The organism is Dictyobacter alpinus (genome assembly GCF_003967575.1).
GTDB classification, from domain to species: domain Bacteria; phylum Chloroflexota; class Ktedonobacteria; order Ktedonobacterales; family Ktedonobacteraceae; genus Dictyobacter; species Dictyobacter alpinus.
In genome coordinates this window covers 2,383,432-2,398,680 of record NZ_BIFT01000002.1, presented here as the reverse complement: position 1 = coordinate 2,398,680, position 15,249 = coordinate 2,383,432, and the positions used below count along the sequence as shown (strand labels likewise).

The 15,249-nt window shown below is 50.7% G+C and carries 9 protein-coding genes; all 9 read right to left on the bottom strand.

Going from position 1 to position 15,249, the window contains the following annotated elements:
- Positions 1 to 2: 2 nt before the first annotated feature.
- Positions 3 to 1,043 (bottom strand): 2,3-diaminopropionate biosynthesis protein SbnA, encoded by a 1,041-nt coding sequence (sbnA, locus tag EL633_RS32070; RefSeq protein ID WP_161982624.1) that lies wholly within the window; start codon positions 1,041 to 1,043, stop codon positions 3 to 5.
- Between the two features lie 64 nt (positions 1,044 to 1,107).
- Positions 1,108 to 1,872 (bottom strand): thioesterase II family protein, encoded by a 765-nt coding sequence (locus EL633_RS32065; RefSeq protein ID WP_218027625.1) that lies wholly within the window; start codon positions 1,870 to 1,872, stop codon positions 1,108 to 1,110.
- 18 nt (positions 1,873 to 1,890) lie between these two features.
- Complete coding sequence (locus EL633_RS32060; RefSeq protein ID WP_126631280.1) at positions 1,891 to 2,679, bottom strand: ABC transporter permease; 789 nt, start codon at positions 2,677 to 2,679, stop codon at positions 1,891 to 1,893.
- Positions 2,651 to 3,667 carry an ABC transporter ATP-binding protein gene (locus EL633_RS32055; protein ID WP_218027624.1) on the bottom strand — a complete coding sequence of 339 codons (1,017 nt, stop codon included), beginning with the start codon at positions 3,665 to 3,667 and terminating at the stop codon, positions 2,651 to 2,653. Before EL633_RS32055 ends, EL633_RS32060 begins: the two co-directional genes overlap by 29 nt.
- A 195-nt stretch (positions 3,668 to 3,862) precedes the next feature.
- Positions 3,863 to 4,732 carry an aminoglycoside 6-adenylyltransferase gene (locus EL633_RS32050; protein ID WP_161982623.1) on the bottom strand — a complete coding sequence of 290 codons (870 nt, stop codon included), beginning with the start codon at positions 4,730 to 4,732 and terminating at the stop codon, positions 3,863 to 3,865.
- A 17-nt stretch (positions 4,733 to 4,749) separates the two neighbouring features.
- The gene (locus EL633_RS32045) at positions 4,750 to 9,324 is read right to left on the bottom strand and encodes a non-ribosomal peptide synthetase (protein ID WP_126631278.1); all 4,575 of its coding nucleotides are present in this window, start codon (positions 9,322 to 9,324) and stop codon (positions 4,750 to 4,752) included.
- 169 nt (positions 9,325 to 9,493) lie between these two features.
- A complete protein-coding gene (locus tag EL633_RS32040; RefSeq protein WP_126631277.1) occupies positions 9,494 to 12,898 on the bottom strand; it encodes a non-ribosomal peptide synthetase in 3,405 nt (1,134 codons plus the stop codon).
- A 9-nt stretch (positions 12,899 to 12,907) separates the two neighbouring features.
- A complete protein-coding gene (locus tag EL633_RS32035; protein WP_126631276.1) occupies positions 12,908 to 13,978 on the bottom strand; it encodes an HAD-IIIC family phosphatase in 1,071 nt (356 codons plus the stop codon).
- Positions 13,979 to 14,017: 39 nt separating this feature from the next.
- Complete coding sequence (locus tag EL633_RS32030) at positions 14,018 to 15,169, bottom strand: acyl-CoA dehydrogenase family protein (protein WP_126631275.1); 1,152 nt, start codon at positions 15,167 to 15,169, stop codon at positions 14,018 to 14,020.
- Between the last annotated feature and the right edge of the window lie 80 nt (positions 15,170 to 15,249).

Below are 15,249 nucleotides of genomic sequence, written 5' to 3'. Positions count from 1 at the left end.
TCCTACTCTACAATTTTATGAATTCTGCCTGATCTCTGTGCCGGGATGACCATACCATGCGCCTCTAACCACTCATCGCTAAAAAGTGATGAGGCATAGTTTTCTCCACCATCAGCACAGAGACAGACGATACGTTGCTCTTCAGGACGTCTGGATAGATAACGCGCACATGCGGAGAGGACCGCGCCACTTGAGCCTCCAACCTTTATACCAGTCTCGGTATCCAATTCTCGACAAAAGGCAAAAGCGGTGTGGTCATCGATCAGCATGTATTCGTCATACGCCGCTGCCGTAATAAAGCTTGAGGCACGAGACGAACCAATGCCGGTCAGCAGGCGCGGTCCGGCCTGGGTACCAAAGATAATAGAACCAACGGCATCAACCCCAATAATGCGCGTATGAGGGCTCACAGCACGGAAGTAACGACTGACACCGGTCAACGTCCCACCAGTCGAGACGGCAATAAAGATCACATCAACGTCTCCCTGCATCTGCTCATATATCTCGGGTGCTGTCGTATTCGCGTGAATACGTGGATTAGCCAGACTGCCATATTGATTGGACCAGATATAGTCGGGATGCACTGCGCATAACTGTTGAATTCGCTCCAGACGTGTGAGGAGATAGCCGCCATTGATATCTGGCTGGTCGACTACATCAATCTGCGCACCTAACGCACGCATCTTGTTGATATTTTCTGGCGTGGTTTTGGGATCGACAACAGCCACAAATTTGTAGCCTCGTACCCTACATTGAAGGGCCAGGGCAACGCCTAAATTCCCTGATGTAGATTCAATCACGGTCGAACCCGGCTGTAAGGAACCTTGCAACTCCAGCCACTGAATCAGTCCCAGACCCGTACGATCCTTGACTGAACCAGTAGGATTCATACTCTCTAATTTGAGATGAATAGGATAGTGTCGACCATCAATGGTGAGTCCTATTGGCTTGATCGGGGTGTTGCCTACCTGATCGGCAAGATCACTCAACGATGCCGAGCTTAAATTGCTAATGCTTTTTACATCCATTAAGACGAGATTCATCAATGTGCCCTTTCCTGGATGGCAAGGGCGCTCTTTTTTGCTCATCCAGTAACATAAACATTTTTTAGTGGCTCTGGTACTGTAATTGCCTGGCCAGGATGTCAAGTAATGGTGCTGGTCTCTCCTGGAGATAGAAGTGACCACCGGGCAACATATGCAATTGAAATTGACTGCTTGTCTGTTCTTGCCAGGCTGCGAGAACGGCATGTGGCGCACGTCGGTCTTGCTGACCACCAAAGACATCAATTGGACAGGCAAGGGGCTCTTCGGACGTATACGTATACGTCTCACAGGCGGTAAAATCACTTCTGATCAGGGGTAGCAAAAACTGCCGCAGTTCGTCATTCTCTAGCACCTCACGGCTTGTGCCTTCTAAGGCAAGCAAAGTTTGTACGAGATCTGCTTCCGACATTGTATGCAGCCAGGGCCGGGCAATCGCTAATTGAGGTGCCCGGTAGGCTGAAACAAAAAGATGCTGTGGCAAAGGCATACCTTGTCGGCGTAAAAAGCGGGTCAACTCGAAACTGACCATGGAACCCATACTATGCCCAAAGAAGGCAAAGGGCGTGTCCAGATAGGCGGACAAAGCTGATGCTAACGCTTCTGCCAATGAGGCGAAGCTCTTCATGGCAGGCTCACGCATGCGATTCTCTCGGCCGGGCAATTGTACCGGGCATACATCTATGTCCGCTGGCAAGAGACGTTTCCAACTCTGATACATTGAAGCACCACCACCTGCATGGGGAAAACAAAAAAGGCGTAGACGCGCCCCTGGAGCCGGAGCCGTTGGAAATATCCATGCGTTACGCGCTGATGATGTCATGTTCATATGCGTGACCTCCAACTGCTAATACTGACTCAATGAACCTTTTTGCTTGGCAATACGCTCACACCACTTGAAAATAATCCAGCCTGCACACATATAAATCGCTGAATGAATGATCAGCCAGGAGAGACTACCGCTGGCCCAGGTGGCCGCAAGTGATTGCCCTTCCAGATCAACCTGGCGTAGCACAACGATGCCTTGCGTGATGGGGAGAGTTTTGGCAACTTCACCGAGCCAGGCAGGAAAACGGCTGATCGGTAACAGCGATCCAGTCAGGAAAAGAAGTGCATTCTGAACCAGGTCGGCCAATCCATCAACTTGTTTAAAGACCAGAGCCGCTCCACTCAAGATCAAGGTGAACCCAAAGAGTCCAAAGAGGGTGAGCAAGAGGACAGGAATAACTTCCCAGTGAAAGGGGAGCTGAATGTGCAGCAGCAGCAGCAACACAACGCCAGTTACTATGACCATGATGGTGGTTGTGATCAAGGTAGCACACATGCGTCCAATCAGCAGCAGTTCGGCGGAGACCGGGCTCATATACATTTGCTCTAATGTGCCAGCTTGAGCTTCACCTACAAGGTCGGCTCCGGTCGTCATGATAATAATCCGTGCATAAAACCACACAATGTAGCCGATGAACAGGGGCGCAAGTTGCCTGGGATCTAATTGCCCACCCTGGATAAAAAAACTGGCACCAATAAAAATAAAACCGACCATTACCAGTTGCATGAGCAGGTTAAATTTATAGTCCCAGAGAATCAAGAAGCGTTTGTAGATTTCATTAACGATGGCGAGCAAGATCGTTCTCACGATGATCTCCTTTTTCACTCTCAGCAATCAATTGCATAAAGACATCCTCAAGATTCGGTTCGATCTGGGTGGTGGAGAGGAGTGGATAGTGCAAGGAGTGCAGTTTATTCAAGTAGTCCAACAACTTACCCTGATCAGCAATGGGACCAGTCAGGATCGTTTCTTCGTTCTCCTGTGCGATGCTCATGCCTTCAAAGCAGTGCTGCCATTGCGCATCCACTGATCCGGCAACTTTAATCTGATAGTATTCTTGCCGAAAAATGTTCAACAATTCTGAGAGGGCTTTATCTGCCAGTACATGCCCTTTACGGATAATGGCAACCCGATCACATAATGCCTGGGCCATATCAAGCTGGTGCGTGGTCAGGATAACGGTCTTGTTTTGCTCACGGGCCAAACGGAAAATCCATTCTTTGACCGTCCTTGCCGATTGGATATCAAGTCCAAGCGTGGGTTCATCCAACAGAACCAGCGGCGGATCAGCAATTAATGCGCAGGCAATAGCGACCTTCTGCTGCATACCACGTGAGAATACGCGCAGACTATCATGACGCCGATCCCATAAATCTAGTTCTCGTAACAGGTACTCAGCACGCAGCTTGAGTTCCTTGCCTGAACAGCCCTTCAAATGTCCAAAATACATCAGGTTTTCCCAGGCCGACAGGCGCCAGTAGACATTGCGCGTCCCTTCCAAGACAGCGCCTATTTGTCTCATCGCCATGCTATGTTGATGCGCTACACTATAGCCATTTACGGTAATGGTTCCGCTCGTCGGAAAAATCAGTCCACAGATCATCTTGATGGTCGTGGTTTTGCCCGCGCCATTGGCTCCTAGAAACCCAAAGATCTGGCCTTTAGGAATGGTCAGATTCAGCGTATCTAACGCGATCATGCGCGCATTGTGACGCCCGGTATATACTTTGCTGAGCCCTTCAATGACCAGCATAGCTTGCTGTGGCTGCGGCTCAGTCCCTTGAATGCGATCCACGATGTATGCTCCTATCTTTACTACTGCTCAGGACATATTTCATCTATTTTCAATAGTACAGAAGCATCCGTTGCCTGTCATGACGTGCCTGACGTATTTTTTGTACGCAGTGTAGAGGAGAAATTGTACGCAATAGCCTGCTATATCCAGGCTATTGCGTACGTTGTGGTTATGTTCTCTTGTTCCCTGCGCATATCACAATTGAAGCTGATGTTGCTCCAGCAACTGAGAGATACGCTCTTCAATCTCGTTTGGATAGGTATAGTGGAGCAAATGAGCCGCCTCCCTGGCAATCCGGCTATAGAGGAGGCATGTCGCGTTGAGTGCTATGCGCATATCTTCATGCTCATAGTGCGCAAAACAGGTGGGAAGTTCCTCTAAGGCCCGGGGATCTGCCCATTCTTCAAGAAAACGACCATCATTTTTGACAGGCGCATCCCTCCCTCGGGTTGCTCGTGCGTGCCACTCAAGCATGTGGAGCAAAAGTTGTTTCATGTATACATCCAGGCACCACTTGGCGGACCACAGCTCTCCTCGCTGCCACTTTTTGACTACCCAATAGGCGTGATACCAGAAGTCATTGATGCTTTCGCTAAACTCATGGTTATGCGGTGGCCGTGACTGGACAGACTGGGCCTGTAAGCGTTCACGGGCCTCTAGCAGGAGATCCTTGTACCCATCTTTATCCAGAACCACATGGATGCCTGGCAGAATAACTGTTTCAAGCGGGAGGAGGTCGACGGCTAATAACTTCTCCATCATGTCAACAGCAAGGGGCGCAAAATCAACGGCAAGGCCGCCTGCAAAGAGCACACGCCTTTCGACAATCTCACCCGTCCGAAACGGTTCTAAATGGGACATCCATGGGGTTCCAACTTTGTAGAGCCAGTCGGTTTTTGTCACATAGTTATACGGTTGTGTGGTCACAAAGATGATGTCGAGATCCGCCCACTCATCGGCTGGATGATCTTCTCGTCCCCGTGATCCAACAATAAACACTACGCGAATATCATCTTGCTGCTCCGACCAGTGGAGAAAGTTGTTGAGAAGTGCTTCATAACTCAAGAAAGAATCCTCGCTTTCTACTGCTGCGGAGCCGCCAAAAATCCTTGCGCCACAAGACGATCTAGATACGTGTAGAATAAGCGGACATCGAGCTCGGGACAGGTAATGGATGTACCGGATAGTCCAAGGGTGACATTACGGTTATCAAAACGCAGCGGTTGCGCTGGTGCTACCTTCGGCTGGCTATGCGCTGGCTTTGGTGAAAAGACCAGTGGCATAACCGGGATCATCTCATTATCTGGATCCTGTTCTGCCAGGCGTTTCGCCTCTTGATCCCAACGCTGATCGTCGAGAAATTGAACGGCATATCCATAATCGTTGAGCCAGCGCACAACCTGCTCCACGCGCGCTGGTGCGGTATTAAGAAGATGATAGACCTGTCCAAATGATGCCTTACGACGAGCCAGGGCCACAATTGCGCGACTGACATAGTTGACCGGGGTCATCTCTATCAGATCATCTTTAATAGAGTCTGGTACACTCCCCATCTGGATGCAGCCTTTGATGACACGGCACAACACATCGTTGGTACGCCAGCTGCCTGACTGGCTATCACCGGTGATACGGCCCGGCCGGTAGATAACCACGGGCAAGCCACGTGAGCGGGCCACGGTTACCAGCTTCTCAGCGACCCATTTACTCTGTGCATAGCCACCTTTCATAAAATCGCCATGCTCATCCAGCGCTTCTTGCTCTCGAATAACGGGCTGCTGCAGCGTTGCTTTACGGGAAAACACACTGAGCGTCGAGATATAGTGCAACGGTTTTAAACGGCCGTGACTGGCAAGATAAATGATCTCTTTCGTTCCCTCTACATTGGCGGCCCGCAATTGTTGATAGGGATAGAACGAATTCACCAGCGCGCCGTTATGGTAGATGGCTCCAAGCTCGGTGGTCAATTTTTGATAGGTCAGGTCATCCAGCCCTAAATGCGTCAACGCTAAATCACCAACCAGAGGAACCACACGCTCAGCATAGGCTGGCTGCCAGTGTCCGATAGCTTCCAGCAGCGCCTGGAGTTTTTCTTTGCCTTCTTCAGGATCTCTCACACGGATCAGGCAATAGATGGTAGCAGATGTCTGTTCCAATAAATCGGCCAGCAGGAAGTTGCCGAGAAAGCCGGTAGCGCCTGTCAGCAGAATGTTCTCCGGCTCAAGTTCTAGCTTGCTTGGCCAGACTTCAGGACAGGTCTGCAGATCAAGCATCGCTTCTGCTCGCAGGTCTGCAGGTGAGAGGTCACCTTGTTCCTGAGCAGTCCAGCTAGTTGCGTCGGGAGCGGTTTGTAGGACCTTTCCCAGTTCAGCAATACTTCTATACTGGAAAATGGCGGCAAGCGGGATCCGTTGACCACAACGCTTTTGGATCTGTGTGACCAGGCGTACAGTCAAGAGTGAATGCCCACCCAGTGCAAAAAAATCATGATGGATGCCAACACGTTTGACACCCAAAACCTCTGACCAGATCTCTGTCAGTGTCTGCTCTAACGCATTGCGTGGTGCCACATAGTCCTGCTCCTGCTCGCCCACCAATGCGTCAGGCGCCGGCAGGGCCGTTCGGTCGACTTTCCCATTATCGGTCAATGGAAATGCCGCAAGCATGATAATAGCAGTGGGCACAATATAATCTGGAAGATACTCTTTACAAAATGTGCGGAGCATACTTGTCTCAATATGGAGATCTTCCACGGGCACACAATAGGCAACCAGTTGTTGCTGGCCAGCTGCATCCGGACGTGCGATGACCAGGCTGGATCGCACCGCTGGATGCCGCTCAAGGACGGCTTCAATCTCTCCTGGCTCAACCCGAAATCCACGGATTTTGACCTGCTGATCAATGCGACCCAGATATTCTAGCTTGCCATCTGGTAGATAACGTGCCTCATCACCAGTCTTATAGAGTCGCGCATCTTTCTCGGTCTGAAAAGGATCATGCTGAAAGGCGGCGGCTGTCCGCTCAGGATCATTGAGATAGCCACGCCCAACACCCACACCACCGACGTATATTTCACCTTTTACACCTATGGGCACTGGCTGCAAGTGTTTATCCAGGATATAGAGTTGCGTGTTATCAACAGGAAAGCCTATGGGCATATTGGTCAGAGACTCTTCAGGTGCGGCAGTAATTTCGTAATGGGCCACATCATCTGAACATTCCGTTGGCCCGTAAGCGTTGAGTAACGGAATGTCAGGATACAGGTGAAACCAGCGGCGACAGAGAGATCCTACCAGAGCTTCACCGGTTGGAATAAGCCAGCGTAACTCGGTCAATGCTGGTCTGGTTTGTTGTCCATCATCGCTTTCATGAGCATCCAACAGTACCGTTAACAATGATGGCACAATCTCTAAAATGCTGCAGCCATCTGTATCGACCGCCCGCAAGAGCTCAATGGGATCGTGTGTAATGTCATTCGGATAGATGTACGTTGTCCCACCAACCAGCAGGGCCGCAAGAAATTGCCAGACGGAGATGTCGAAGCACTGCGATGCGGTCTGCGCGATACAATCATCTTCCTGAAGGTCAAGGGCATGAATCTTCGCATAGAGATGGTTGATCATACCGCGTTGCTCAATCATGGCACCTTTTGGCAGGCCCGTTGAACCCGAGGTATAGATCACATACGCCAGGTCTGTCGCTGCCCCCGTGTGTGGGAGATTATCACTGTCCCGCTGTCCCAGCTCAAGCTCTTCAATATAGTCAAGCCTCACCCCTGCCTCGCGACAACAGAGCTCTAACTCATGCTCTGAAGTGGCTAGACTGTCTCTGGTGGCCAGCACAAGCTGAGCACCGCTCTGCTGTAACAGGTGTTTTACACGGCTCCCAGGATGGTGAAGATCCAGAGGCAGGTAGGCTCCCCCTGCTTTAAACACCGCCAGGATTGCCGTTAACAGGGCAATGCTTCTTTCCATATGCAAGGCAACAAGGCACTCAGGACCAACACCAACCTCACGCAAAGCATGAGCAAGTCGATTGGCTTGCTGGTTCAATTCTCGATAGGTCCGTGTCTGTTCTCCCTCAACGACGGCAATAGCATCAGGAGTACGCTCGACCTGCTGCTCAAAAAGGGTTGTGAAACCTGTATCAAGTGGATTATCTTCCTGCGTATCATTCCAATCTATGAGCTGACGCTGCAGATCCGCCGCTGTGAGTAAGGGTATATCGTTAATAGGACAGGTGATATTGGTGGCAATGGCCTCCAGAAAGGTCTGGAAATGTTCATACAGTCGAATAATCGTCTGCGTATCAAAAAGATCGGTATTATACTTTATCTCACCAAAGAGGGTCTCTCCGTTTTCCCACATGGTAAGATCAAGATCAAAAATGGCATTCTTCTTCCCATGGCCTGAAGCGTTCTGCTTACGGCTCATCCGTTCGGCATCGGCATTTTTAAGCTTGGAGGTTTCACTATCGAGCTTTAAGGGGCTCAGCGTCAGGCCAGGAAGTTTAACTTCACCACGCGGCACATTCTGGAAGGCAAACATGACCTGCGTCAGCGCGTTATAGCTTAGATCACGATCAGGCTGCAACTCTTCAACCAGGCGCTCAAAAGGCAGGTCCTGGTGCGAGTAGCCGCTCAGCGCAACCTCACGTACACGCTCTAAAAGGGTTTTAAAAGCAGGATTTCCTGAGAGATCTGTGCGTAAGGCGAGCGTATTGATAAAGCAACCGATCAGATTCTCCACTTTACTATCAGTTCGACCTGCAATTGGGATGCCCACCACAATATCATCCTGTCCCGAATAGCGATAGAGCAACGCATTAAATGCCGCCAGGAGCAGCATAAACATGGTCACGCCTTCTTTGCGGCACACGTTTTTCAGGCTCGTCGTCAGTTCTTTGGGAAACATCACAATACGGACGGCCCCGCGAAATGATTGGATAGCTGGACGCGGGCGGTCCGTGGGAAGCTGCAAGATCGGCACATGCGCCAGTTGTTCTTTCCAATAGGTGAGGTGCTCATCCAGGACCTCTCCTTGCAACCAATCATTCTGCCAGATGGCATAATCCGCATATTGGATGCTTAGCTCTTCTAATGATGAGGTGCGCTGCGCCACATAGTCTGCATAGAGGGTGGTCAATTCCCGTACAAATACTTCCATTGACCAGGCATCCGAAATAATATGGTGCATCGTCAGTAAAAGAGAATAGCTATCGTCCTTCAAGCGGAGCAAGCTTACCCGTAAGAGGGGACCCCTGCTCAGGTCAAAGGGATGATGAAAGGTCTCGGCCACCAGGCGGCGCTCTTTGACATTACGGACATCGGGGGCAAATGCCCGCAGATCAACTACTGACATCTCAAATGGGATCTGTGGCGCAACCATCTGCATAATGTCTCCATCGATCATTTGAAAGGTGGTGCGCAATATCTCATGTCGGTGGATAATCTCTTGAATGCTCCATTGCATGGCCTCAACATTCATCTGCCCCTTCATTCCTACGGCGGTAGGAATATGGTAAATGCCTGCTTCCCACTGCTCCAGGAACCATAGTCGCTTCTGCGCGAAGGACGCGGGTAACATAAACATCTCTTTGGCGACTGCCTGGTCGCTGATATTGAGTTCTGGTGGCATGCTTTGGGAAAGAGATTCTCGCATGTCTTCTCTCCTTCTATTAGTGAAAGCAAAACATCTACGTGATCGCAATAACTGTCGTGCCGGCTATGCTGACAGGAATGGAGGGTGGAGAATAAAGGAAGTCAATCCCCACATCTCCCCCAGAGAGCCGTGCGCTCCCTGCTCCCCTCCAGCCTGCTTTAGCACATGGCTAATCCTCTGTACGTCTGGTTCGATAGGACTCACGTGAGACTGCTCGTACCGAGGGTCGCCGTTTCAGTTCGGCAGTTCGTGCCTTCACACGCTCGATGTCTTTGGATAGTGCCTCAACGGTCGGCGACTGGAACATCATACGCAGGGGTAGATCGACATCAAAGACATCGTGAATACGTCCGAGGACCTGCGCGACCAGCAGCGAATGGCCGCCAATTTCAAAGAAGTTCGCCGTCGTGCTGACCTGGGATACGCCTAACATCTGCGCCCAGATTTCTGCAACCTGCTTCTCTGTCGGGGTGGCGGGTGCTTGATAGTCCTCTTCTGGCTCCTCATCAAGCAAGATGGATGCATCCGGAGCGGGCAGGGCTCGCCGATCGAGTTTGCCATTCGGCTGCAAGGGGAAGGCGTCAAGGTAGACAAATGCGGTCGGCACCATCGCCTCGGGGAGCACCTGACGAACATAGCTACGCAGCTCGCTGGCCGCTGGCTCTTCTCCAGGCTGAGCACGTAAGTAGGCGACCAGACGTTGATCAAATGGAGTATCTTCCCGTACCAGTACGACGCTCTCATGCAGGGCCGGATGATTGTTCAGCACATGTTCAATCTCGCCCAATTCGATACGTACCCCACGCAGCTTGACCTGCTCATCGTTACGACCTTGATAGACAATGGCTCCATCATTGCGATAGTAGGCCAGATCTCCGGTCCGATAGAGATACTCGTCTGGCAACATACTAAAGGGATGGGCAATAAAGTACTCACGGGTAAGCTCAGGCTGATTGAGGTAACCGCTCGCCAGTCCTGTCCCACCAATGTAAAGCTCGCCCACCACGCCAATTGGCACCAGATGCTGGTAGGCATCCAATATGTAGAGTTGTGTATTGGCGATAGGATAACCGATTGGGACGATGGGTTCCTGGCTATCGCGCTGGCATTCCCAGGCAGTTACATCAATGGCCGCTTCAGTTGGACCATAAAGATTGTACAGTTTCGCCTGTGGTAGGCGCTCAAAAAAGGTCTGCTGCAGATCGTAGGGCAGCGCTTCGCCACTACAAATGACACGCTGCAAGCTACTACAACTTTCAACCTCTGGTGCCGCTAAAAAGGCTCGCAACATCGACGGCACAAAATGCATGGTCGTAATCTGTTGCTCTCGAATGGTGGCGACCAGATATTCACTATCACGTTGTCCACCCGGTTTGGCCAGGACGAGTTGCGCACCATAGAGCAATGGCCAGAAGAATTCCCAGACCGAGACATCAAAGCTGATGGGCGTCTTCTGCAAGACGCGATCATTGGCCCCCAACTGATAGGCTTCTTGCATCCACTGCAGACGATTGCTGATGCCCCGCTGTGTGTTCATCACACCCTTTGGTCGGCCAGTCGAGCCAGAGGTATAGATGACATAAGCAAGATTATCTATGGTAGCGCTACTGACAGGATTTTCCTTGCTCTGGTTGGCCAGTTCTTGCATCACTGTCTTCTCGGTCAAAATTTGTGCCTGAACGTCCGGGAACTTCTTCAGGAATTTCTCCTGGGTCAGCAGGACGGCGATATCAGCATCTTCAAGCATGACGCTAATACGCTCATTTGGATATGCTGGATCAATAGGGACGTAGGCGGCACCAGTTTTGAGGATACTCAACAGGGCAATCACAAGCTCAAGCGAACGATCCATACTGATCGCAACCAGTGTGTCGGAACCAATACCTAATCCTTGTAGATAGTGGGCGAACTGGTTGGCACGTTCATTCAATTCCTGATAGCTGAGTTTTACCTGATCATAGCGTACCGCCTCAGCCTCGGGGGTCCTGGCCACCTGCGCTTCAAACATACGTTGCAGGGTTTCAAGCGTGTAGTCTTTTTCGGTGGCATTCCAACGCTCGATCTGCTGCCACTGTTCATCTGGTAGGCACTCAAAATCTGCGATATGGGCCATAGGATTAGCAACGAGCAGCGAGAGGATATGGTTAAAATTGGTCTGAATGCCGTTGATAGTTGCTTCCTCAAACAGGTCGGTATTATATTCGATATACCCTTCCAGCTGCTGATCCACTTCTTGCAGGGCAAGGGTGAGATCAAACTTGGCGGTTTTGATCTCTACATCATAGGGCTCTATCGTCAGGTCTCCCAGCTTCTGGACTGCGGTCGGCATATTTTGCAGCACAAAGAGGACCTGGAAGAGGGGATTCTGACTCTGGTTTCGTTCCAGGTGAAGCTCTTCTACCAGTTTCTCAAAAGGAAGGTCCTGATGATCATAGGCATCCACGGTCACATGGCGTACCCGCTGTAGCAACTCCAGGAAGCTCGGATTGTTGCTGAGGTCGGTGCGCAGAGCCAGGGTATTGACAAAACACCCTATCAGGGACTCAAGCTCTGGTCGACGGCGTCCGGCAATCGGAGATCCAACGATGATATCTTCCTGACCACTATAGCGGTAGAGTAGGACGTTAAAGGCGGTCAGCAGTGTCATGAAGAGTGTTGTGCCTTCTTGCTGGCTGATCTCTTGCAAGCGCTGGACCAGATGCTTCGGAATGGTGAGCGCACGACGACGACCATGGTAGCTCTGAATAGCCGGACGCAGATGATCGGTTGGCAAATGCAATTCTGGTAATGGTTCTGCCATCCGTTGCTTCCAGTAAGGCAGTTGCGCTGCCATTACTTCGTTCTCAATCCATCCACGCTGCCAGCAGGCATAATCCGCATATTGAAGCGGCAGATCCGGGAGCAGTGGAGCCTGTCCACCACTATACGCTGCATAGAGTTGCCCGATCTCAGCGATGAATATCTCCATTGACCAGCCATCGGTAATGATATGGTGCATCACGGTCAGGGATACATGCTCTTCAGTATTTAAACGAATTAAGAGCGTCCGCCAGGGAATATCAGTATCGAGGTGAAAAAGATGTGCCATCTCTTCCGCCGTAATGCGCCGCACTTCCGCATCTTGCTCCTCCACAGGAACCGTACTGATATCACGGATAGGAATGGTCAGGGCATCCTGTGACATCGGTTGCAGCCTCTGGACGATCTGGCCGTCAATCAACGGAAAGGTTGAACGCATCACTTCATGGCGGCGCACAATCTCATCCAAAGCTTGTGTCAGCGCATGAATATTCAGCTGTCCACGAATGGAGAGCGCTACGGGCTCATTATAAAAGGCACTTTCTGGCTCCAGGTGCTGCATAAACCAGATGCGTTGTTGCGCAAAGGAGAGCGGCGCTTTCTCCGTCAGTTCAGCAGGACGATGCGACAGGCTGACATTTTCAGTCGAAGCTGGATGAGCTTCGAGCACCGAGACATTACTTTGAAATTGCTTCAGCCGCTCCTCTAACAATTGCTGCTTCTTATCTACAATGGGTGTGTCCGTAGCCAGGGTTCGTTGTTCATCAATGCGCATAGCAATACCTCAATTCTCATCTATCTGTACGGTAATATAATCAGGGAAAGGCTGAATATTAGTAACATCATTCTCAAACAGGCTGTAATCATCGTGCTTCTCAATCTCTTTGAAGCCATTGAATTTATAGGTGATATACATCATGCGGTTACGGCCATTGGAGACAAATTCCGCCCGCACCACGGCCCCGGCAGCTTTTGCTTGTTGCATGATATAGCTGATGATGATGGTGCCCACACCACGTGAGACGACGCGACAGGACATCAAGAGCAGTTTGACCGTCCAGATACCTGGTTCGCGTACGACCAGGGCCAGGCCAATTTTGCCGTAGATGCCATAGGTATCTTCCAGACTGGCCACATATAAAGTATGCGTATCCGAGGTACGGAAGGCGTTGAGCTCATCATATGAATAGGTGTAGCCGGTGGTATTCAGTTGGTGTGTACGCACCGTCAGTTCTTCCGCACGCTGCAGATCATCCTCGGCAGCTTCCTTGATGGTAAAAACCATGTTGAGCGATGCCAGAAACTCTTCACTGGGACCCTGGAACTCTTTCTCCTCCTGATTGCGCTTGATATCACTGAGATACATCTCACGCCGCTTGCTAGAATCTTCCGTGATAAATTTTGGCGTGAACGCGGGCTGCTCACAGATAGACACACAATCCAGGGCATCGATGCAGAGGACATCTGCCAGTTCATAAGCAACATCATCACGCTCAAATGGTTGGTCATCAATAAAGGCCAGCGTATCCATACCAATGTTGATCAAGCGTGCAATTTCACGAATAGAGGATGACTTTGCGTTCCAGTTGATCTGTGGATACAGAAAGTATTCAGCGAGCCCGAATTCTTCTAGTTTCGCCATCGCGCTAGCATGGTCATTTTTACTGGCAATCGAGTGCAAAATCCCACGACGATCTAATTCCTTGATCACCGCTACGACTTCCGGGCGCACACGTACCTGGCTATCTTCAAGCAGCGTTCCTTCCCAGATCGTGTTATCTAAATCCCAGACCACACACTTGATACCTGATTGCTTTCTAGCTGTCTGGGCACTCTTTTCTAACTTATTTACCATGAATCTCCTATCCTTTCTCCAACCAATACCAAAGGACCGTCAATGGGTCATACTGTATTGCTGATATCCGTATTGGGCAATGGATATTTGCTGGATCTGCGTGCTGCCTTCAATGATTTCCATGACTTTCGCATCTCGTAAGTAGCGCTGCACTGGATAGTCTTCGGTACACCCGTTGGCTCCGTGCAACTGGACGGCATCATTGGCTGCCCGTACCGCCGCTGTTGAGGCGAAATATTTCGCGATCCAGGTCTCCATAATTGTCGTTGGATCTCCACTATCCTTTAGCTGGCCTGCCTGCTGGCAGAGTAATCGAGCGGCCCGTACATCACTCATCATACGAGTAATCATTTGCTGGGTGAGCTGGAAGTCTTTGAGATAGCTGCCAAATTGCTGCCGACTATTGGTATAGGACAAACAGGCTTCCAGACAGGACTGAATAAGGCCAACACACCCACAGGCTACGGTATAGCGCCCGATATCTAAGGCAGAGGTCCCCACGGAAGCCAGGCCAAAACCTCGACCACCAATAAGGTTTTCCCTGGGTATCCGACACTCATGCATAAAGAGTTCACCTAACATTGAGGCTCGCGTGCCAGTTATGCCATGCAGTGGCTCAACCGAGAAACCGGGCGTGTCACGCTCTACCAGGAACGCTGAAACCTTGCCATCACACTGGGCAAAGATCAGGAAGAGGGTCGCGATCTGCCCATAGGTAGTCCATTTCTTACGCCCATTAAGGACATACTCCTCGCCCTGGATGGTGGCGGTAGCCTCAATGCTTTTGGCATCACTGCCAACATTGGGTTCGCTCAGACCAAATGCTCCAATCATCTCACCACTCGCCAGTTTAGGGAGCCAGCGTTCTTGCTGCCACTTTTTCCCCCAGCGTAATAGTGCGTAGGCAACCATACTATGGACCGTTAAAAGGCTCCGAATCGATGAGCAGCCGCGTCCAAGCTCTTCGCTTAAGATGCCTAATGTGACCATATCCAGGCCGGAACCACCATAGCAAGTGGGGATTAAAGCCCCCAGATATCCCTGTCGAGCCAGCCGCTGGATTAACTCCGGCGGCGTACTGGCCTGACGATCATACTGATCGGCATAGGGAACAATGTACTGATCAACAAAGGCTCGATAATCAGACCTGCGTTCAGTCTCCTGTTCTTCATTGATAGCCGTTATTACCATAGTCTTCCCCTCTTAACACAACATTTTTCATACAAATCTTCTGCCAGACATCAATTGATCAACATGCCAGTAACAGCCAT

What these genes read in the sequence shown, in the direction of transcription:
- EL633_RS32065 (WP_218027625.1), bottom strand. Translation starts at nt 1,872, where the DNA reads ATGAACATGACATCATCAGCGCGTAACGCATGGATATTTCCAACGGCT.
- EL633_RS32045 (WP_126631278.1), bottom strand. Translation starts at nt 9,324, where the DNA reads ATGCGAGAATCTCTTTCCCAAAGCATGCCACCAGAACTCAATATCAGC.
- EL633_RS32040 (WP_126631277.1), bottom strand. Translation starts at nt 12,898, where the DNA reads ATGCGCATTGATGAACAACGAACCCTGGCTACGGACACACCCATTGTA.
- sbnA (WP_161982624.1), bottom strand. Translation starts at nt 1,043, where the DNA reads ATGAATCTCGTCTTAATGGATGTAAAAAGCATTAGCAATTTAAGCTCG.
- EL633_RS32030 (WP_126631275.1), bottom strand. Translation starts at nt 15,169, where the DNA reads ATGGTAATAACGGCTATCAATGAAGAACAGGAGACTGAACGCAGGTCT.
- EL633_RS32035 (WP_126631276.1), bottom strand. Translation starts at nt 13,978, where the DNA reads ATGGTAAATAAGTTAGAAAAGAGTGCCCAGACAGCTAGAAAGCAATCA.